Origin of the sequence: Streptomyces sp. NPDC048196, assembly GCF_040652715.1 — a bacterium.
Lineage (GTDB): Bacteria > Actinomycetota > Actinomycetes > Streptomycetales > Streptomycetaceae > Streptomyces > Streptomyces siderophoricus.
This window is the reverse complement of record NZ_JBEZMM010000057.1, coordinates 1-20,548: the sequence shown is the minus strand read 5'-3', so window position 1 is coordinate 20,548 and position 20,548 is coordinate 1. Positions and strand designations below refer to the sequence as shown.

The following is a 20,548-nucleotide window of genomic DNA, read 5'->3' as shown; positions in this document are numbered from 1 at the left end:
GTCCGGGCCGCGCCGCGTCAGAAGAAGCGCGGGTCCGCGAACGCCCCGCTGGCCAGCAGGAAGACGTAGAAGTCCGCCAGCGCCACGCTGATCAGCGACGACCAGGCGAGCAGCATGTGCCGCTCGTTGAGCTTGCCGATCCAGCCCCAGAGCCGGTAGCGCACCGGGTGCTTGGAGAAGTGCCGCAGCCGGCCGCCGACGATGTGCCGGCAGGAGTGGCAGGAGAGGGTGTACGCCCAGATCAGCACGATGTTGGCGAGGAACACCAGGCTGCCCAGGCCCATGTGGCCCCAGGCGTAGTGCTCGTCGCGGAAGGTGAGCACGGTGTCGTAGGTCAGCACGCCGGCCACCAGCACCGCGAAGTAGAAGAAGTAGCGGTGGATGTTCTGCAGGATCAGCGGGAACCGGGTCTCGCCGGTGTACTTCTTGTGCGGCTCGGCGACCGCGCAGGCCGGCGGCGAGGCCCAGAAGCCTCGGTAGTAGGCCTTGCGGTAGTAGTAGCAGGTGAGCCGGAAGCCCAGCGGGAAGATCAGGATCAGCAGGGCCGGGGACAGGCCCCACCAGCTCCCGAAGATCTCCCAGTTGGGCCCGCCACGCATGGTGTGGCAGTTCTCCGCCAGGCACGGGGAGTAGAACGGCGAGACGTAGGGCGCGCTGTAGTAGTCGGCGTTCGCGAACGCCCGCCAGGTCGAGTAGACGATGAACGCGAGCAGCCCGGCGGCGGTGATGGCCGGTGCCAGCCACCAGCGGTCGGTCCGCAGATGGCGGGCCGGGATGGCGGCGCGCGCCGGGGTGTGCACGCCGGTCGTGCCCGTCGGTGAGGTGGGTTCGGTGCCAGTGGCCAACGTCGGTCTCCGTGAAGGGCGCTCCGTCGGGGCGCGGCGGGGCGGGATGAGGGGCGGACGGGAAGGTGCCCAGGGGGAGGTTTCCTCCTGCGGCTCGGTCCTTAAGGGGCGTGCCCGTGTCTCGACCCGAGGCCCTCGTCGTCGGCACCGGCCCACAGCGCGGAGTTGTAGGGCGCGTCGGAGATCGTGACCATCTCGGCCGCGACGGCCTGCCCGCGGGCGGCCGGTCCGCCGGACGCGCTCTGCTTGAGCAGGGCCAGGCTCTGCCGCAGGTGGTCGGTGTCGCTCCGGACCCGGCGGATGTCCAGGCCGCCGCCGAGCCGCACCTCGAGCCTGCCCACCGACCGGACCAGGTCGTCCAGGTTGCGTTCAACCGCCGTCAATTCGTCCTGAAGGGACATAACGTGCCCTCACTTTTGAAGGTGTGCTGGGCGATCTCATGCGCCCGAGAGTGTCGCGCGTCACAGTAGGGCTTGGGAAGGGGTCCAACGCGACTACGACTCGAACCGGTGCGTTTCGGAACCCATGCGCCGTGGCGGGGGTCGAACGCCATTGCGGGAAACGGCGGATGTGGGGCCCCGCGCGCCCCCCTCGTGCGCCGGCCTCCACTCCGCCGTACGGGCCTGATGTTGGGCCGGGCGGGTGGCCTTGGCGGGGCGGTCGCCGTGTCGGGATGCCGGTCCGCCTCCGGTCGCCTTCAGTAGGGATGCCATAGATGTGATGAGCCGCAAAGTCGGCCGAACGTGGTGCGCCGGTCAGCACCAGCGCGGTGCTCGGCGCGGCGCGGGCGAGCCCGGAGGTAACCGTCATGACCGACCACGACCACCCCTCAGGCCGCCGCACGGCGGGCCGCAGACGCCGCTGTGCCGCCCTCGTCGCGGCGGGGGTGCTGCTCCCCCTGCCGGCCCTGGCCGGATGCAGCAGCGACGACCGCGAGGCGTCCGCCGAGGCCTCCCAGGACATCGCCCCGGCGCCGCGCGGCGAGCTCAAGGACGGCGGCACCCTGCGCTGGGCCGTCGACGCGATGCCCGGCACCTTCAACGCCTTCCAGGCCGACGCCGACGCCACCACCGCCCGGATCACCGGCGCGGTGCTGCCCAGCATGTTCACCGTCGACGCCAACGGCACCCCGCAGCGCAACGCCGACTACCTCGACGCCGCCGACGTCAGCGCCCGCGACCCCAAGCAGGTCGTCACGTACAAGATCAACGCCAAGGCGCGGTGGAGCGACGGCAAGCCGATCACCGCCGCGGACTTCATCGCCCAGTGGACCGCCCTGCGCGGCAAGGACAACGCCTTCTGGACCGCCCGCAACGCCGGCTACGACCGGATCGGCAAGGTCGAACAGGGCGCCGACGCCCACGAGGTCAAGGTCACCTTCGCCCGCCCCTACGCCGACTGGCGCTCGCTGTTCACCCCGCTCTACCCGAAGAGCGTGATGGGCAGCCCCAACGCCTTCAACGACGGGGTGCGCGAGCGGCTCCAGGTCGGCGCCGGCCCGTTCCTGGTGCAGCAGCGCGACGCCGACGAGGGGCGGGTCGTCCTGGTCCGCAACCCCTCGTGGTGGGGCGCCCGCGCCAAGCTGGCCAAGATCGTGCTGCAGGCGCTGCCCGCGGACAAGCGGGCCGCGGCACTGGCCGACGGCTCCATCGACGTCGCCGCCGTCGACCAGAGTGCCGCCAAGCGCGTCGAGGCGGCCGGAAAGACGGACGGCAACGCGGGCCCGCAGCCCGGCCGGGCGGCCGCCACCGGGAGCAAGGTGCTGCGCGGCTACGTCATCCACAAGGCCCTGGAACCCGCCTACACCCAGCTCGCCCTCAACGGCAGCAGCGGCCCGCTGGCCGACGACCGGGTGCGCCGCGCGGTGGCCCGCGCCATCGACCGGCAGGCCCTCGCCGACACCGTGCTGAAGCCGCTCGACCTGCCGTCCAAGCCGCTCGGCAGCCATCTGCTGATGGCCGGGCAGCCGGGCTACGAGGACCACAGCGACGCGCTCGGCGACCAGGACACCGGCGCCGCCAAGGCGCTGCTCGCCGACGCCGGCTGGAAGCCCGACGGCGCCGGCCACCAGCAGGCCGGCGAGAAGGCCGGCGCCCCCGCGCCCGGCGGCTGGCTCGGCGCCCGCGACTACGGCGACGAGGACGAGGACGAGCGCGCCGACGACCGCGCGGACGACGGGGACGGCGACGAGGGGGACTACGACCCGGACGCCGACGGCGCCGCCGACGGCCGCAACCCCGGCCGCCCGGTCCCCGCCCAGGCCGTCCGCCCCGCCAAGGGCGACCACGAGGAGGGCGCCCGGCCCGCCGCGGCCGACGCCCCGCTGTCCTTCACCGGCGCGGTCGGCTCCGAGGTCCAGCAGGCCGCCCTGCTGCGGCAGAGCGCCGCCTTCTACAAGGACGCGGCCGCCGCCGAGAAGGAGGACGCCGACGGCGACACCGCCTCCGGCTCCTACGCCAAGTACAAGCGGTACAAGAAGCGCGCCGCCCAGGCACTGGGCGCCGCCGAGGTGATCGAGACCGGCCAGGGCCACGACCTGCCCGGATCCGGCGGCCACCCGGGCGCCGAGCACGCCGCCGTCCCGCGCTCCTACGACGCCCCGCTCGCCGCCCCGCCGGCCGGTGACAAGGCGGCCCGCGGCCCCGCCCTCAAGAAGGACGGCAAGCCGCTCACCCTGCGCTTCGTGCTCCCCGACGGCGCGGCCTCCGAGCAGCTGCGCACCGTGGGCAGCCGGATCGCCGCGATGCTCGCCAAGATCGGCGTGCAGACCTCCCTCCAGCGGGTCTCCGACGCCAGCTACTTCCAGGACCACGTGGCCTCCGGCGACTACGACCTGGCGCTGTACTCCTGGCCCGGCACCGCCTACCCGGCCACCGACGCCCGCCCGATCTACGCCAAGCCGCAGCCCGCGCCGGACGGCTCGCTGACCGTCGAGCAGAACTACACCCGGGTCGGCACCGACCACATCGACCAGCTCTTCGACCAGGCCGCCTCCGAGCTGGACGAGGACGCCGCGCGCACGCTCGTGGCGCAGGCCGACGCCCGGATCTGGGCGGCCGCCGGCTCGATCCCGCTCTACCAGCGGCCCGAGCTGGTGGCCACGAAGAAGTCGCTCGCCAACGTCGGCGCCTTCGGCTTCGCCACCCCGCGCTTCCAGGACATCGGCTACCAGAAATAGGACCCGGGAAGACCCCGAAAGACCCCGCGCAACCCCTCTTTTCGAAAGGGAAGCGCAGGTCAGCGGTGCTGTGTACGGGCTGGGGCGGCCTTTGTCGCCCCAGCCCCGTACCATGGGGTGAGGCCGTGGCGTCTTCATGCCCGGCGGGCGCGCGTACCGGTCCGTACGCGCTGCCATCCACGATTCCGGGAGAAGCACCGCTAGTGCCCACGCGCCACGACATTCGTAACGTAGCCATCGTCGCCCACGTCGACCACGGCAAGACGACCCTCGTCGACGCCATGCTCAAGCAGGCCGGCGCGTTCGCCGAGCACGCCGCAGAGAAGCTCGACGACCGGATGATGGACTCCAACGACCTGGAGCGTGAGAAGGGCATCACGATCCTCGCCAAGAACACGGCGGTGAAGTACCACCCCAAGGACGGCGGGGAGCCCATCACGATCAACATCATCGACACCCCCGGCCACGCCGACTTCGGCGGTGAGGTCGAGCGCGGCCTGTCGATGGTCGACGCGGTCGTCCTGCTGGTCGACGCCTCCGAGGGCCCGCTGCCGCAGACCCGCTTCGTGCTCCGCAAGGCGCTCGCCGCCCGGATGCCGGTCATCCTGTGCATCAACAAGACCGACCGCCCGGACTCCCGCATCGACGAGGTCGTCAACGAGACCTACGACCTCTTCCTCGACCTCGACGCGGACGAGGACCAGATCGAGTTCCCGATCGTCTACGCCTGCGCCCGGGACGGCGTCGCCTCGCTGACCAAGCCGGAGGACGGCACGGTCCCGGCCGACAGCACCAACCTGGAGCCGTTCTTCTCCACGCTGCTGGAGCACGTCCCCGCGCCCGAGTACGACGAGACCGCCCCGCTGCAGGCGCACGTCACCAACCTCGACGCGGACAACTTCCTCGGCCGCATCGCGCTGCTCCGCGTCGAGCAGGGCGAGCTGCGCAAGGGCCAGAACGTCGCCTGGATCAAGCGCGACGGCTCGATCTCCAACGTCCGCATCACCGAGCTGATGATGACCGAGGCGCTCACCCGCAAGCCCGCCGAGAAGGCCGGCCCGGGCGACATCTGCGCGGTCGCCGGTATCCCCGACATCATGATCGGCGAGACGCTGGCCGACCCGGAGAACCCGATCGCGCTGCCGCTGATCACGGTCGACGAGCCCGCGATCTCGATGACCATCGGCACCAACACCTCCCCGCTGGTCGGCCGCGGCGGCACGGGCAAGGGCGCGGACGCCAAGGCCGCGGTCAAGGACCGCAAGGTCACCGCCCGCCAGGTCAAGGACCGGCTGGAGCGCGAGCTGATCGGTAACGTCTCGCTGCGCGTGCTGGACACCGAGCGCCCCGACGCCTGGGAGGTGCAGGGCCGCGGTGAGCTGGCGCTGGCCATCCTGGTCGAGCAGATGCGCCGCGAGGGCTTCGAGATGACCATCGGCAAGCCGCAGGTGGTCACCAAGCAGGTCGACGGCAAGACCTACGAGCCCGTCGAGCGCATGACCATCGACGTGCCCGAGGAGCACATGGGCGCCGTCACCCAGCTCATGGGTGTCCGCAAGGGCCGGATGGACAACATGTCCAACCACGGCTCGGGCTGGGTCCGGATGGAGTTCGTCGTCCCGTCCCGCGGTCTGATCGGCTTCCGCACGGAGTTCCTCACCAACACCCGCGGCACCGGTATCGCGCACTCCATCCACGAGGGCCACGAGCCGTGGTTCGGCACGCTGACCACCCGTAACAACGGCTCCCTGGTCGCCGACCGCGCCGGTTCCGTCACCGCCTTCGCGATGACGAACCTCCAGGAGCGCGGTGTGCTCTTCACCGACCCGGGCACCGAGGTGTACGAGGGCATGATCGTCGGCGAGAACTCCCGCGCCGACGACATGGACGTCAACATCACCAAGGAGAAGAAGCTCACCAACATGCGCTCCTCCTCCGCCGACTCCTTCGAGGCGATCGTGCCGCCGCGCAAGCTGTCGCTGGAGCAGTCCCTGGAGTTCTGCCGCGACGACGAGTGCGTCGAGGTGACCCCGGAGGCCGTGCGCATCCGCAAGGTCGTCCTGGACCAGAAGGAGCGCGGCCGCACGGCGTCGCGCGCCAAGCGCTGAGGTCCTACCCCACGTACTCGGCCGTAGCGCCGCGGTGGTACCTCGCCGTCACGCCTGCGGCGGACGTTGGGTGTCGGGTGCGGTGCCGCTCCTCCGGACTTCGTCCTGCGGCGCGGCCCCTCCCGTGAGTGGGTGAATTGAGGCCGGTGGGGGTGCATGTGATCACTTACGTGCACCCCCACCGGCCTTTTCCCTTTTCCGCTACCGAAGAGCGTGGCCAATCGGAGTAGCGAGGGCCGTCGCTGACGTGCGGTACGTCCCGGTTTGCGATCTCATGTGCCTAGGCTTGATCGCGGACCTGAGGAGGCGTCATGCGGGTGGTGCGTGCACGCGTCGGCGCCCTCCTCGCGGCCGTCGCGCTGGCGGCCACCGCCTGTGGAGGGGGGAACGCCGGCCAGGCCGGCGTGGTCAGCGCCTCCTGGGGGGATCCGCAGAACCCGCTGGAGCCGGCGAACACCAATGAGGTCCAGGGCGGGAAGGTCCTGGAAATGCTGTTCCGGGGGCTCAAGCGGTACAACCCGACGACCGGTGCGGCGGAGAACGTGCTCGCGGAGCGGATCGAGACGGCGGATTCGCAGAACTTCACGGTGACCCTGAAGCCGGGCTGGACCTTCAGCAACGGGGAGAAGGTCACCGCCAAGTCCTTTGTCGACGCCTGGAATTACGGCGCTTTCATCGGCAACAAGCAGAAGAACGCGCCCTTTTTCCAGTACATCGACGGCTTCGACCGGGTGCACCCGGAGAACGGGAAGCCCACCGCCCGTACGCTGTCCGGGCTGGTGGTCAAGGACGACAAGACCTTCACCGTCCGGCTGAACCAGAAATTCTCCAGCTGGCCGGACACCCTCGGCTATTCCGCGTTCATGCCGCTGCCCCGGGCGTTCTTCACCGACCATGACGGCTGGCTGCGGAAACCGGTGGGGAACGGGCCGTATCTGGTGGACTCCTACGAGAAGGGGTCCGTGCTGCGGATGCGGAAATGGGGCAAGTACCCGGGCAGTGATCCGGCGCGCAACGGGGGTATCGATCTCCGGGTCTACACGGACAACAACACCGCCTATACGGATCTGCAGGCGGGGAATCTGGACCTGGTGGACGATGTGCCGGCCTCGCAGCTGCGGCATGTGAAATCGGATCTGGGTGGCCGGTATATCAACCAGCCGGCCGGGATCATCCAGACGCTCACCTTTCCGATGTACCGGAAGGAATGGTCGCGGCCGGGGTCGGACAAGGTCCGGCGGGGGCTGTCGATGGCCATCGACCGGCAGCAGATCACCAAGGAGATCTTCGAGAACACCCGCACCCCGGCGACCGACTGGACCTCGCCCGTGCTGGGCGCGGACGGCGGCTACCGGGCCGGGCTGTGCGGTGCCGCCTGCGAGTTCGATCCGGCGAAGGCGCGACAGCTGATCAAGGAGGGCGGGGGGCTGCCGGGCGGCCGGATGACCCTCGCGTACAACGCGGACACCGGGTCGCACAAGGACTGGATCGACGCGATCTGCAACAGCATCAACCGGTCGCTGGGCAACGACCGGGCCTGTGTGGGCGATCCGGTCGGCACCTTCGCCGACTTCCGGAACAAGATTTCGGCAAAGGCGATGAACGGGCCGTTCCGGGCCGGCTGGCAGATGGACTACCCGCTGATCCAGAACTTCCTGCAGCCGCTGTATTACACCGACGGCTCCGCCAATGACGGCAAGTTCAGCGACAAACGGTTCGACAAGCTGGTGAACGAGGCGAACGCCGCGACGGACCGGGCGAAGGCCGTGGCGACCTTCCAGGACGCGGAGAAGATCCTCGCGCAGCAGATGCCGTCGATCCCGCTCTGGTACCAGAACGGCAGCGGCGGCTACTCGGAACGGATCAGCCATGTCTCGCTGAATCCGTTCAGCGTGCCGGTCTACAACGCGATCACGGTCAACTGACAGGACGAGAGAGGCGGGGCGCGCATGGGACGTTATGTGGTCCGGCGGCTGCTGCAGATGATCCCGGTGTTCATCGGCAGCACCTTCCTCATCTTCTTCATGGTGTACGCCCTGGGCGACCCGGTCGCGGCCATGTTCGGCGACCGGGCGCCGGACCCCGCCACCGCCGCGCAGATCCGCCGCGACCTCTATCTCGACCAGCCACTGGGAAAGCAGTACCTGCACTACATGGGCCAGATCTTCCAGGGGAATTTCGGCACCGCGTTCAACGGGCAGTCGGTCACCGAACTCATGGCCTCCGCCTTCCCCGTGACGCTCCGGCTGACCCTGGTCGCCATCGTGCTGGAAATGCTCGTCGGCATCACGCTGGGGGTGTTCAGCGGGCTGCGGCGCGGCCGGGGCATCGACACCGGTGTGCTGCTGCTGTCGCTGGTCGTGGTGTCCGTCCCGACGTTCGTCAGCGGCTATCTGCTGCAGTTCGTGTTCGGCGTGCGATGGGCCTGGGCGGCGCCGTCCGTGGCCCCGGAGGCGCCGCTGAACGAACTGCTGCTGCCCGGCCTGGTGCTGGCACTGGTCTCGCTCGCCTACGTGACCCGGCTGACCCGTACCTCCATCGCCGAGAACGTCCGCGCCGACTACGTCCGCACCGCGCTCGCCAAGGGCCTGCCCCGGCACCGCGTCATCACCCGCCACCTGCTGCGCAATTCGCTGATCCCGGTCGTCACCTTCATCGGCACCGACATCGGCGCCCTGATGGGCGGCGCGATCGTCACCGAGCGGATCTTCAACATCCACGGCGTCGGATTCCAGCTCTACCAGGGCATCCTGCGGCAGAACTCGCCGACCGTGGTGGGCTTCGTGACGATCCTGGTCCTGGTCTTCCTGCTCGCCAACCTCCTCGTCGACCTGCTGTACGCCGTCCTCGACCCGAGGATCCGCTATGCCTGAGCCCTACGTCCCCAAGGAAGCCATCGGCCACGGCGACGGCGGCACCGCCGCGCTGGCCATCGGCGAGGCGGAGTCGCTGGAGCGCCGGCCGTCCGCCGCACCCCCGACCGCCGGCCCGCCCGGCGCCCCCGTCGGCAAACCCCGCAGCCTGTGGAGCGACGCCTGGCACGATCTGCGCCGCAACCCGGTCTTCGTGCTCTCCGCGCTGGTCATCGTCTTCCTGGTGGTCATCGCGATCTGGCCGCAGCTGATCGCCACCGGCAACCCGTACCGCGCCGACCTCGCCAAGGCGCAGCAGGGCTCCCAGCCCGGCCACCCCTTCGGCTTCGACACCCAGGGCCGGGACGTCTACACCCGGGTGGTCTACGGCGCCCGGGCCTCCATCACCGTCGGCGTCTGCGCCACCGCCGGCGCCGCGCTGCTCGGCAGCCTGCTCGGCGGGCTGGCCGGGTTCTTCGGCAGCTGGTCGGACACCCTGCTGTCCCGGCTCGCCGACATCTTCTTCGGCATCCCGGTGATCCTCGGCGGCCTGGTCTTCCTCTCCGTCGTCACCAGCACCACCGTCTGGCCGGTGGTCGGCTTCATCGTGCTGCTCGGCTGGCCGCAGGTCTCCCGGATCGCCCGCGGCTCCGTCGTCACCGCCAAGCAGAACGACTACGTCCAGGCCGCGCGGGCGCTGGGCGCCGGCAACGGGCGGCTGCTGCTGCGGCACATCGCGCCCAACGCGGTGGCCCCGGTCATCGTCGTCGCCACCATCGCGCTCGGTACGTACATCGCGCTGGAGGCGACGCTGTCCTACCTGGGCGCGGGCCTGAAGCCGCCGACCGTCTCCTGGGGCATCGACATCTCCACGGCCTCCACCTACATCCGCAGCGCCCCGCACATGCTGCTGTGGCCCGCGGGCGCGCTGAGCATCACCGTCCTGGCCTTCATCATGCTCGGCGACGCGGTCCGCGACGCCCTCGACCCCAAGTTGCGCTGAGGAGACGGCAGATGACGAACGACGCGCGGAGCGGGGAGGGCGGCGGGACGGCCCTGCTGGACGTACGGGACCTGAAGGTGGAGTTCCGGACCCGGGACGGGGTGGCGCACGCCGTCAACGGCGTCAGCTACCGCGTGAAGCCGGGGGAGACCCTGGCGGTGCTCGGCGAGTCCGGCTCCGGCAAGTCCGTCACCGCCCAGGCCGTGATGGGCATCCTCGACTCCCCGCCCGGCCGGGTGACCGGCGGCCAGGTGCTCTTCCAGGGCCGCGACCTGCTGACCCTGCGCAAGGAGGAGCGGCGCCGGATCCGCGGCGCCAAGATGGCGATGATCTTCCAGGACGCGCTGTCCGCGCTGAACCCGGTGCTCAGCGTCGGCGCCCAGCTCGCCGAGATGTTCACGGTCCACGAGAGCACCTCCCGCAAGGAGGCCCGCGGCCGGGCCGTGGAGCTGATGGAACGGGTCGGAATCCCCGCCGCCCGGCAGCGGGTGGGCGACTACCCGCACCAGTTCTCAGGCGGGATGCGCCAGCGCATCATGATCGCCATGGCGCTGGCCCTCGGCCCCGACCTGATCATCGCGGACGAGCCGACCACCGCACTCGACGTCACCGTCCAGGCCCAGGTGATGGACCTGCTCGCCGAGCTGCAGCGCGAGCTCACCATGGGCCTGATCCTGATCACCCACGACCTCGGGGTGGTCGCGGACGTCGCCGACACCATCGCGGTGATGTACGCGGGCCGGATCGTCGAGACCGCGCCCGTCCACGCCCTCTACCGCGCGCCCGCCCACCCGTACACCCGCGGACTGCTGGAGTCCATCCCGCGGCTGGACCACAAGGGCCGCCGGCTGCACGCCATCAAGGGACTGCCGCCCAGCCTGACCGCCATCCCGCCGGGCTGCCCCTTCCACCCGCGCTGCCCGCTGGCCCAGGACGTCTGCCGCACCGACCCGCCGCCCCTGTACGAGGCCGGCCCCGGCCGGGCCAGCGCCTGCCACTTCTGGAAGGAAACCCTCGATGGCGCCCGGTGAACCCCTCCTCGAAGTGCGCGACCTGGTCAAGCACTTCCCGCTCACCCAGGGCGTGCTCTTCCGCAAGCAGATCGGCGCGGTCAAGGCCGTCGACGGGGTCTCCTTCGAGCTCCGGAAGGGCGAAACGCTCGGCGTGGTCGGCGAATCGGGGTGCGGGAAGTCCACCCTCGCCCGGCTGCTGGTCGGCCTGGAGCGCCCGACGTCCGGTCAGATCCGCTACCAGGGCGAGGACATCACCGCCCTCTCGGGCCGCGCCCTCACCGCCGTGCGCCGCAACATCCAGATGGTCTTCCAGGACCCCTACACCTCCCTCAACCCCCGGATGACGGTCGGCGACATCATCGGCGAACCGTACGAGATCCATCCGGAGGCCGCCCCCAAGGGGGACCGCCGCCGCCGGGTCCAGGAACTCCTCGAAGTCGTCGGCCTCAACCCGGAGTTCATCAACCGCTACCCGCACCAGTTCTCCGGCGGCCAGCGCCAGCGCATCGGCATCGCCCGCGGTCTGGCGCTGCGCCCGGAGATCATCGTCGCCGACGAACCGGTCTCCGCGCTGGACGTCTCCGTGCAGGCCCAAGTGGTCAACCTCCTGGAGCAGTTGCAGGACGAGTTCGACCTCTCCTACGTCTTCATCGCCCACGACCTGTCCGTCGTCCGGCACATCTCCGACCGGATCGCGGTGATGTACCTGGGCCGGATCGCCGAGACCGGCACCGACGAGCAGATCTACGACCACCCCACCCACCCCTACACCCAGGCCCTGCTCTCCGCCGTCCCCGTGCCCGACCCGGAGGCCCGCGTCCACCGGGACCGCATCCTGCTCAGCGGGGACGTCCCCTCACCGGCCGACCCGCCGTCCGGCTGCCCCTTCCGCACCCGCTGCTGGAAGGCCCGCCCGCGGTGCGCCGAGGTCGTCCCGCCGCTCGACGTCCCCCCGGAATTCCAGGAGTCGACCGGACCCGCGCACCACGCGTCGGCCTGCCACTTCGCGGAGGAGCGGCACGTCGTGCCGAGCGAGTAGCCGGTGCCTTCAGGCCCGGACGCCGCCGCTCACCACCGCCAGGTACGCGCCGATGGCGTCCCGATTCCGGCACAGGGTCTCGATGCGTTCGGTCATCCGGTCGCGCTCGTGCTCCAGCGTGGCGAGCATCTCCGGGGTGGCGTCCGGGAAGTGGATCGCCCGCGGCCCGTTCAGACAGGGCAGGATCTGCCGGATGATCCGGGTCGGCAGCCCGGCGTCCAGCAGGCCGCGGATCTGCCGCACCCGGTCGACGGTCGGCTCGTCGTAGGCGCGGTAGCCGTTGGCGCAGCGGTCGGAGACGATCAGCCCCTGCTCCTCGTAATACCGCAACAGCCGCCGGGGCGTGCCCGTACGCTCCGACAGCTCCCCGATCCGCATCGGCACCCACCTCCTGTGGAAACGACAGCGCCGCCGTGGCGGGAATCATTCCCGCCACGGCGGCGCCGGGCCGTCGCGTCCGCGTTACTCGGTGGACTCCGACTCCGCCGCGGCCTCCTCGATGGCCGCCAGCGCCGGGTCCAGGATGATGTCCTCGTCGCGGGCCGCGGTCGTCGGCTCCTCGGGGAAGTGGCAGGCCGTCAGGTGGCCCGCCGCGTTGCCGCCGAGCTGGATCAGCGGCGGCTCCTCGGTCGCGCACTTCTCCTGTGCCTTCCAGCAGCGGGTGCGGAAGCGGCAACCCGAGGGCGGGTTGACCGGCGAGGGCACGTCACCGGCGAGGCGGATGCGCTCGCGCTCCTCCTCCTCGCTCTCCACGAACTTGGCCTCGGGCACGGCCGAGAGCAGCGCGTGGGTGTACGGGTGGCGCGGCCGGTGGTAGATCTCGTCGCGGCTGCCCACCTCGACGATCTTGCCGAGGTACATCACCGCGACCCGCTCGCTGAAGTGCCGCACGATCGCCAGGTCGTGGGCGATGAACAGGAACGCGATGCCCAGCTCGCGCTGGAGGTCCTGGAGCAGGTTGACGACCTGCGCCTGGATGGACACGTCGAGCGCGGAGACCGGCTCGTCGGCGATGATCAGCTTCGGCTCCAGGGCGAGCGCCCGGGCGACGCCGATGCGCTGCCGCTGGCCACCGGAGAACTCGTGCGGGAAGCGGTTGTAGTGCTCCGGGTTCAGGCCCACGGTCTCCAGGAGCTCGCGGATCCGCTTCTCCCGGCCACCGGGCGGATTGATCCCGTTGATCTCCATCGGGCCGCCGATGATCGTGCCGACCGTCTGCCGCGGGTTGAGTGAGGCGTACGGGTCCTGGAAGATCATCTGGATCTCGGAGCGGATCGGTGCCAGCTCCTTGCGACCCGCGTGGGTGATGTCCCGGCCCTGATACGTGATCCTGCCGGAGGTCGGCTCCATCAGCCGGGTGAGCAGCCGTCCGGTGGTGGACTTGCCGCAGCCGGACTCGCCTACCAGGCCGAAGCTCTCCCCGGCGTGCACGGTCAGGTCGACGCCGTCGACGGCCTGCACCGCGCCGACCCGCCGCTTGAACGGAAAGCCGCCGTAGATCGGGAAGTGCTTGGTGAGTCCCTCGGCGGTGAGCAGCGGCTCGCCCTTCGCGGGCACGGCGTCCCGGGGCGCGGGGAGGGTGACGTTGTCGGTCATGGTGGTCGCTCCCTAGCCCAGCCGGGGCTTGATCTGCTCGATGAAGAAGGTCTGCTTCTGCTCGACGCTCAGGTGGCACGCGGCGGCGCGACCCGGCGCCAGCGGCGGCCGCTCGTCGCTGCAACGGCTGCCGCCGACCTCGCCGGTGAAGCCGCAGCGGGGGTTGAACGGGCAGCCGGACGGCGGGTTCAGCAGGCTCGGCGGGGAGCCCGGGATCGGGTGCAGCGCCTCGGTGACGTCCGAGGAGAGCCGCGGCATCGAGCTGAGCAGGCCCCAGGTGTACGGGTGCCGCGGCTCGGTGAGGATCTCCTTGACGGAGCCCCGCTCGACCGCCCGGCCCGCGTACATCACCAGCAGCTTGTCCGCCGTGTTGGCGACCACGCCGAGGTCGTGGGTGATCAGGATGATCGCGGAGCCGAACTCCTGCTGGAGGTCCTTGAGCAGGTCGAGGATCTGCGCCTGGACGGTGACGTCGAGGGCGGTGGTCGGCTCGTCGGCGATCAGCAGCTGCGGGTTGCAGACCAGCGCCATGGCGATCATCGCGCGCTGGCGCATACCGCCGGAGAACTGGTGCGGGTAGTCGTCCACCCGCAGGTTGGGCTGCGGGATGCCGACCTTGGTCAGCATCTCGATGGCGCGCTGCCGGCCCTCGCGCTTGGAGGCGCCGGTGTGCTTCATGAACGGCTCGGCGATCTGCCGGCCGACCGTGTAGTACGGCGACAGGGCGGTCAGCGCGTCCTGGAAGATCATGGCCATCTTGTTGCCGCGGAGCTTTTCCAGGGTCCGCTCCTTGGCCCCGGTGAGCTCCTGGCCGTCCAGGTGGATCTCGCCGCCGATCTCGGTGGCCTTGGGGTTGTGCAGACCCAGGATCGCCAGGTTGGTCACCGACTTGCCGGAGCCCGATTCGCCGACGATGCCGAGCGTTTCGCCGCGTTCCAGATCGAAGGAGAGACCGTCGACCGCCTTGACGATGCCGTCCTCGGTGGAGAACCGCACGTGCAGGTCACGAACGGACAGGAAGGGGTCGGACCCGGCCGGCACGGTGGTGCCTTCGGTCTTGGTGAGTGTGGTCACTTCAGGCTCTCCTAGGACAGGCGCACGCGCGGGTCGATGAAGGCGTACGTCGCATCCACGATGATGTTGAACACCAGGATCAGGGCGGCGCTGAAGACCAGCACGCCCAGGACCATGGGCAGATCAAGGGTGATGACTGAGTCGATCGCGAGCCGTCCGACGCCGGCCAGCTGGAAGGTGAACTCGGTGATCATCGCGCCGCCGAACAGCGAGCTGAGGTCCATGCCGAGGATGGTCACGATCGGGATCAGCGAACCGCGCCAGGCGTAGCGCAGGAAGACGTAACTGCTGGACATGCCCTTGGCCTTGGCCGTCCGGACGTGTTCCTCCTGCAGCTGCTCGATCATCGTCGAGCGGGACATACGGGTGTACTGCGCCGTGAAGATCGTCGCCATCACGATCCAGGGGATCAGCAGGCCCATGAACCAGCCGGCCGGGTCCGAGGTGAAGTCCACGTACTTGGGCGAGTCCATCAGGCCGCTGTAGACGAACAGACCGAGCGCGATCGGGCCGAGGATGTAGATCTGCGCCGAGCTCAGCACCATCGAGATGGAGGTGAGCACCTTGTCGAGCATCGAACCGCGCTTGTAGGCGGCGAGCAGGCCGGTGGCCAGACCGACGGTCAGGAACACCGCGGCGCCGCCGATGGCCAGCGAGGCGGTGGTGGGGAGCCGGTCGATCAGCGTGGACCAGACGTCCTGCTTGGTGGCGAAGGAGTAGCCGAAGCAGGGGGCGCTGCAGTGGCCGATGGAGTAGTCCCGGCCGGCGAAGATGCCGACCAGCCAGTCCCAGTACTGGGTGGTCAGCGGCTTGTCGAGGCCGAGGTTCTGGTGGATCAGCGCGATGTTGTCCGCGGTGCAGTTCTTGCCGCAGGACATCGCCGCCGGGTCACCGGCACCGAAGAACACGAAGAAGGTGAAGGCACTGAGCAGGAGAAGGATGACAACAGCGCCGAACGTCCGGCGAAATAGGAATTGAAGCATGGCAGTTCGCTGCTCTCAGGACGGCGGCGGCAGTGGGCGTGAGGGGTGGCGGACGAAGGCCCCGGAGAGCGCGCGTTCCGCCGTGTGCGCGCTCTCCGGAGTGCCTTCGTCAGGCGATTGCCGTAAGGGCAACCGCTCGGGTCACTTCTTCAGGTACAGCGTGTTCGGGTCGAGGTAGCTGACGTCCAGGTTGTAGCGGACGCCACCGACGTTCGAGCCGTACAGCTGGAGAATCTTGGTGTAGAAGGCCGGCCCGGCCGGGTTGATCTTCTCCACGATGTACTGGTGCAGCTTCTGCCACTCCTCGGTCGCCTTCTTGACGTCGGTGATCTCGGAGATCCGGGCGATCTCGGAGTTCACGTGCTTGTCGTTGACGTGGGAGTAGTTCGAGGCGCCGTCCTGGATCGTGGTGCCGTCGTACGACGGCGGGATCACGGTCGAGGCGTCCGGCCAGTCCTGGCCCCAGCCGGTCATGTAGATGTCGAAGCCGTTGTCGACCTTGCCCATCTGCTCGTACCAGGAGGCCGCGTCGACCTCCTTCTTCTGCACGTTGAAGCCGGCCTTGGTCAGCGCGTCCTCGATGGCGACGGCTTCCTTCTGGCGGGCCTCGGTGTTGGAGTACGCGTAGACGAGCTTCATGCCCGTCTTGCCGGCCTCCTTGAGGAGCTTCTTGGCCTTCTCCGGCTCACCGTTGGGGTGCGAGAGCTTGCCGTAGGGGTCGTAGCCCTTCTTGTAGCCCGCGACGGTCGGGGCGAGCAGACCGCCGGCGATCTCACCGCCGTAGCTGCCGCCGTTGAGGCGGACCAGCTGCTGGTCCGGCAGCGCGTAGGTGATCGCGTCACGGATCCGCTTGTCCTTGAGGCGGTCCATGTTGAAGTTCATCTGCCAGACGTAGGGCTGGTAGCCCTGCACCATGCGCTTGCTGGCGCTGGCGTTGTTCAGCACGTCCTTGGTCAGCGTGGGGTCCACCGCGTTGGTGAAGCTCACCGCGTTCTTGGCCTCACCCTGGTCGGCCATCAGGCGCTTGGTGGAGTCCGACGCCTGGTGGTTGAAGGTGATGTTGAAGCCGTCCGGGTACTGGTGGTGGATCGGGTCGGTCTTCGCGTCCCAGTTCTTGTTGCGCACCAGCTGCATGGACTTGCCGGACTTGAACGACGCGATCTTGTACGGACCGGAGCACACCGGCGCCACGTCGTAGGCGTCCTTGGTGTCCTTGGCGCTGTCCGGGACCACGCTGTAGCCGGGCATCGTCAGCGCGTACGGCAGCTGCGACTGCGGCTTCTTGAAGTGGAAGATGACGGTCTTGTCGTCCGGCGTGTCCAGGACGCTCTTGGGCAGGTGGTCGCCCTTGTAAGGACCGTCCGGCAGCGCCTTGCGGTAGGTGGTGCCGGCGCCCGACAGCCAGGTCTGGACGTAGGTCGGGCCGTCGGTGATGAACTTGGCGTACAGACGCTCTATGGAGTGGCGGATGTCCTTCGAGGTGATCGGCTTGCCGTCCTCGAACTTGATGCCGTCCTTGAGCGTGTACTTCCAGGTCTTGCCGCCGTCGGACATCTGGCCGGCGTCGGTGGCCAGGTCACCGACGACCTTGGCGTTGCCCTGGTCGTCCTGCTTGAAGGCGGTCAGCCCGCGGAAGATCAGCTGCGACAGCGCCTTCATGTCGCTGACGTACATCTGACCCGGGTCCAGGTGGTTGAAGCTGTCACGCTGGTACACGCGGATGGTGCCGCCGTTGCGGGCACCCTTGACGGCGACGGCCGGGCCGGTGGAGTCGGCGGCGGTGCCCATCGGGATCGTCTTGGCCTGGGCCGCGGCGTCCGCGTCGGTCTGCGCCTTGTCCTTGTTGTTGTTGCTGCCGCCGCTGCAGCCGGTGAGCGCGAGCGATCCGGCCGCGAGGGCCACGATCGCCGCGCGTGCTCTGCGCGTAGAAAGTGCGTTCATGGGGTTCCAAGCACCTGCCTGTCAGTTGGTGGGTCCAGATGTGCTGTCTGACGCATCCCGGGACAGGCCCGGACGGGTGGGGTGACAGCAAGCCCCCTCAAGCGGACGATCAGCGCCCGGACTTGGGATCGAAGGCGTCGCGTACCGAGTCTCCGAGCAGGTTGAAGCAGAGCACGAAGACCACCATGGCCACGGCGGGGATGAGCAGGAACGTCGGGTCGTTCTCGTAGAAGCGCGCGCCCGCCTGGAACAGCGCACCCCAGTCCGGGGTCGGCTCGACGATGCCGACGCCCAGGAAGGACAGACCCGCCTCCGCGGTCACGAAGAGGGGCAGCATGTAGGTGCCCTGCACCAGCACCGGGGTGACGACGTTCGGCAGCAGTTCCTTGCGGATGATCCGCCAGGGCGAGGCGCCGGTGATCTTCGCGGCCTCGACGAACTCCCGCTCGCGCAGGGAGAGCACCTGGCCGCGGAGCAGTCGGGCCAGACCCATCCAGCCCAGGGACCACTGCACGATGATCAGTGCACAGACCCGCACGTAGGTCGGGGTCTCGTCGCCCGGCGGCACGAAGAGCGCCACCACGACCGGCATGAAGGCCACGAAGGTCAGCTGGCTCGGGAACGCCAGCAGGAAGTCGATGACCCGGCTGAGGAAGTAGTCGGTCTTGCCGCCGATGTAGCCGGCGGTGATACCGATGACGATGCCGGTGAGCACGGTCAGGAGGGTCACCGCGACGGAGATGCCGAGCGACATCCGCATGCCGTAGACCAGCCGCATGAACACATCGCGGCCCAGCTGCGGTTCGATGCCGAACCAGTGTTCCGGGGAGATCCCGCCGTTGGGGCCGGCCGGATAGCCGAATTCATCGAGGAGATTCGGGTCGTCGCTGCCGTAGAGGGTGTACGGGTCCTTGCCGTACAGCGCACTGATCACCGGGGCCAGCGCCGCGATGACGAAGAAGGCCAGTACGACGATCGCGCAGATCATTCCGGTGCGGTCGCGCTTGAAGCGCGTCCACATCAATTGGCCGGGGGAACGGCCGACGAGCTCACCGCCCTTGCCCTTCTTTTCCTTCTTCAGGCCGCCGGATCCAAGCCCTGGGGTGTCGGACCTGTCAGCGGCGGTCTGGGATGGACTAGTCATCGCGAAGTGCCCCCGCGCCGAGTTCTCTTGGAACGTGAAGCGGTGTCGATTCGCACCGCTGGATGTGCGGACTTTCGCAAGTGATTTATGGCGGAGTCAAGGGGATCGGGTGTGCTCGCGAACAGGTCGTCTACTTCTTGAGCGAACATTGCGCAGATCGACGCCAGTGCGTGCTTGACAGGTGGGCGGGATATCCGGCATGGGGGACATATCGCCACCAATCGCTTTAACGTGAAGGCAACTTCACTGTCGCAACACCGATATACGGACGCGCCATGATGAACAACGTACGGCCGTGCGGGTGCCGTGGACCGGCCGGGACGCCAGAGGGCGGCCCGGCCGGTTGCCGTTTCAGGGGTTTTGTCCCCTCGGTGCGGCGGCCCGCCCAGCCCGCTTCCCGTCCCGCTCTGTTGTGCCCGCGCCGGTACTGGAGTAGATCTGCGGTGGACGCCGCGTCCCCGCGGCGCCCCAGGCCACCCGGCACACCGACACGGACGGGGGACGGGCCGTGTCCACAGAGCGGGACAGCTTTCTCACCAACGGCATGCGCCGCACCGCCACTTGGCTCTGCGTACTGCTCGCACTCTCCGGCGCCGGCTGGATCGCCCGGGACCTCGCCGTCGCCGGGCAGGGCGCGGACCTGTGGCGGCACTGGAGCGGCGCGGCCCTCCGCCCGGGCGGGCACACCGTCTGGGCCACCTCGGCCCTGGACCCGCTGCTGGTGCTCGGCGCGCTCGGTGCCGCGGCGGCCGTACGGCGCCGGGCCCCCGCCCCGGCCGTGGCCGCCGGCGCCCTGTGTTCCCTCGCGGCCGGCCTCGTCCTGCTGCGGCTGCCGGTGCTGTGGACGACGGCCGCGGCCCCGCCGCCCGGCCCGGACGGCGGGCTGCTGACCTGGGCCCGGGCGACCGTCGCGGCCCAGCTCGTGGCGGCGGCGGTGCTGTGCGCGGTGGCGGCCGGCGCGGTCCGGCGGCGCGGGCGCCCGGGCCGGTCCGGCGGACGCCGTGCCGACGCCCTGCCCGAGGTGGCGTCCTCGGCGTACGGGGTGGTGCACACGGTGCCGTACGGGGCGGGCCCCGGCCCGGCCGGCCGCCCGTACAAGGGGCCGGCGGTCCTTGCGGGCCTCCTCCTGGGTGCCGTCGGCCTGGCCCTGACGGCCCAGGAGATCCACCACTGGGTACGGCTCGGCGGCGAGGCGTACGGCAGGCGGCTGACCGGCGGAGCGGGGGCCGTGCGGGCCCTGCTGGAGCCCCCGGCCGACTGGCGGACGGCGGTGCTGGCACTGCTGGCGCTGGCCGGGGCGGCGGCCGCCTTCCGCCGGGCCGCCTGGGCCCGACCCGCGGCGGCCGCCGCCGGGGCACTGCTGACCGTGCACGGCGCGGTGACGCTCGCCCTCGCCGTGCGCGCGGGGCAGTTCGGGCGGCTGGCGGTGCTGCCGGGCGGGGTCCAGCTCGGGCTCGCCGCGGCGGCCCTGTCGGCGGCCGCAGGCCCGGTCGTGCTGCTCGCCGCGGCCCGGCCCGGCCTGCCACCGCCCGCCGCGGACCCCGACCGGCTGCGCGCCTACGGCTCCGCCCCCGGCGAGGCCCGCCCCCCACACGCCCCGCCCCCGCCGACCACGCTGCCGCCGGGGTGGTGATCACGGGGCGGGCGGGGGGAGCGGGTGGGGCGGGGCCGGACCTTAGAGGGCATCTGATCTCGGTAGTTGGTGTTTTGGGATGTTCTTGTGACTGCTGGTGAGGGTGGTCGTTGCATGTCGTGTGAGTGCTCGCCGTTCG

The 20,548-nt window shown here is 70.0% G+C and carries 16 protein-coding genes; 8 read left to right on the top strand and 8 right to left on the bottom strand.

What is annotated here, in order from left to right; translation table 11 throughout:
* Nucleotides 1-17 precede the first annotated feature (17 nt).
* Both AB0E02_RS33795 and AB0E02_RS33790 read right to left on the bottom strand, forming a co-directional pair.
* Entirely contained in the window at nucleotides 18-845 is an 828-nt protein-coding gene (locus AB0E02_RS33795) for a hypothetical protein (protein WP_362146753.1), read from the bottom strand.
* A gap of 101 nt (nucleotides 846-946) precedes the next feature.
* On the bottom strand, nucleotides 947-1,246 hold the full coding sequence (locus AB0E02_RS33790; protein ID WP_362146750.1) for a hypothetical protein: 300 nt from the start codon (nucleotides 1,244-1,246) through the stop codon (nucleotides 947-949).
* 407 nt (nucleotides 1,247-1,653) lie between these two features.
* Between AB0E02_RS33790 and AB0E02_RS33785 the strand changes: the two genes are divergently transcribed.
* The 7 genes from AB0E02_RS33785 to AB0E02_RS33755 all read left to right on the top strand — a co-directional run bounded on the left by AB0E02_RS33785 (nucleotide 1,654) and on the right by AB0E02_RS33755 (nucleotide 12,038).
* The gene (locus AB0E02_RS33785; protein WP_362146747.1) at nucleotides 1,654-4,023 is read left to right on the top strand and encodes an ABC transporter family substrate-binding protein; all 2,370 of its coding nucleotides are present in this window, start codon (nucleotides 1,654-1,656) and stop codon (nucleotides 4,021-4,023) included.
* A 203-nt stretch (nucleotides 4,024-4,226) separates the two neighbouring features.
* Nucleotides 4,227-6,131: a translational GTPase TypA gene (gene typA / locus AB0E02_RS33780; RefSeq protein WP_362146744.1), complete on the top strand. Its 1,905-nt coding sequence runs from the start codon at nucleotides 4,227-4,229 to the stop codon at nucleotides 6,129-6,131.
* 311 nt (nucleotides 6,132-6,442) lie between these two features.
* Nucleotides 6,443-8,056 carry an ABC transporter substrate-binding protein gene (locus AB0E02_RS33775; RefSeq protein ID WP_362146741.1) on the top strand — a complete coding sequence of 538 codons (1,614 nt, stop codon included), beginning with the start codon at nucleotides 6,443-6,445 and terminating at the stop codon, nucleotides 8,054-8,056.
* A 24-nt stretch (nucleotides 8,057-8,080) separates the two neighbouring features.
* The gene (locus AB0E02_RS33770; protein WP_030412226.1) at nucleotides 8,081-9,004 is read left to right on the top strand and encodes an ABC transporter permease; all 924 of its coding nucleotides are present in this window, start codon (nucleotides 8,081-8,083) and stop codon (nucleotides 9,002-9,004) included.
* Nucleotides 8,997-9,986, top strand: coding sequence for an ABC transporter permease (locus AB0E02_RS33765; RefSeq protein ID WP_362146738.1), 990 nt, complete (start codon nucleotides 8,997-8,999; stop codon nucleotides 9,984-9,986). Before AB0E02_RS33770 ends, AB0E02_RS33765 begins: the two co-directional genes overlap by 8 nt.
* Nucleotides 9,987-9,997: 11 nt before the next feature.
* Nucleotides 9,998-11,017, top strand: coding sequence for an ABC transporter ATP-binding protein (locus AB0E02_RS33760; RefSeq protein ID WP_362146735.1), 1,020 nt, complete (start codon nucleotides 9,998-10,000; stop codon nucleotides 11,015-11,017).
* Nucleotides 11,004-12,038: a dipeptide ABC transporter ATP-binding protein gene (locus tag AB0E02_RS33755; protein WP_362146733.1), complete on the top strand. Its 1,035-nt coding sequence runs from the start codon at nucleotides 11,004-11,006 to the stop codon at nucleotides 12,036-12,038. The genes AB0E02_RS33760 and AB0E02_RS33755 overlap by 14 nt, the downstream gene beginning before the upstream one ends.
* A gap of 9 nt (nucleotides 12,039-12,047) precedes the next feature.
* On the opposite strand, the gene AB0E02_RS33750 is transcribed toward AB0E02_RS33755, so the two are convergent.
* From AB0E02_RS33750 to AB0E02_RS33725, 6 genes are all read right to left on the bottom strand, one after another.
* Entirely contained in the window at nucleotides 12,048-12,416 is a 369-nt protein-coding gene (locus AB0E02_RS33750) for a MerR family transcriptional regulator (protein ID WP_362146730.1), read from the bottom strand.
* A gap of 84 nt (nucleotides 12,417-12,500) precedes the next feature.
* Nucleotides 12,501-13,634, bottom strand: a complete 1,134-nt coding sequence (locus AB0E02_RS33745; protein WP_362146727.1) for a dipeptide ABC transporter ATP-binding protein — start codon at nucleotides 13,632-13,634, stop codon at nucleotides 12,501-12,503.
* Between the two features lie 12 nt (nucleotides 13,635-13,646).
* Nucleotides 13,647-14,708, bottom strand: coding sequence for an ABC transporter ATP-binding protein (locus AB0E02_RS33740; protein ID WP_362146724.1), 1,062 nt, complete (start codon nucleotides 14,706-14,708; stop codon nucleotides 13,647-13,649).
* Nucleotides 14,709-14,719: 11 nt separating this feature from the next.
* Nucleotides 14,720-15,691 (bottom strand): ABC transporter permease, encoded by a 972-nt coding sequence (locus AB0E02_RS33735; RefSeq protein ID WP_030804853.1) that lies wholly within the window; start codon nucleotides 15,689-15,691, stop codon nucleotides 14,720-14,722.
* 141 nt (nucleotides 15,692-15,832) lie between these two features.
* Nucleotides 15,833-17,632: an ABC transporter substrate-binding protein gene (locus AB0E02_RS33730; RefSeq protein WP_362146720.1), complete on the bottom strand. Its 1,800-nt coding sequence runs from the start codon at nucleotides 17,630-17,632 to the stop codon at nucleotides 15,833-15,835.
* A gap of 109 nt (nucleotides 17,633-17,741) precedes the next feature.
* Nucleotides 17,742-18,776: an ABC transporter permease gene (locus AB0E02_RS33725; RefSeq protein WP_362146717.1), complete on the bottom strand. Its 1,035-nt coding sequence runs from the start codon at nucleotides 18,774-18,776 to the stop codon at nucleotides 17,742-17,744.
* A gap of 508 nt (nucleotides 18,777-19,284) precedes the next feature.
* On the opposite strand from AB0E02_RS33725, the gene AB0E02_RS33720 reads away from it, so the two are divergent.
* Nucleotides 19,285-20,409 (top strand): hypothetical protein, encoded by a 1,125-nt coding sequence (locus AB0E02_RS33720; RefSeq protein ID WP_362146714.1) that lies wholly within the window; start codon nucleotides 19,285-19,287, stop codon nucleotides 20,407-20,409.
* The last annotated feature ends 139 nt before the right edge of the window (nucleotides 20,410-20,548 follow it).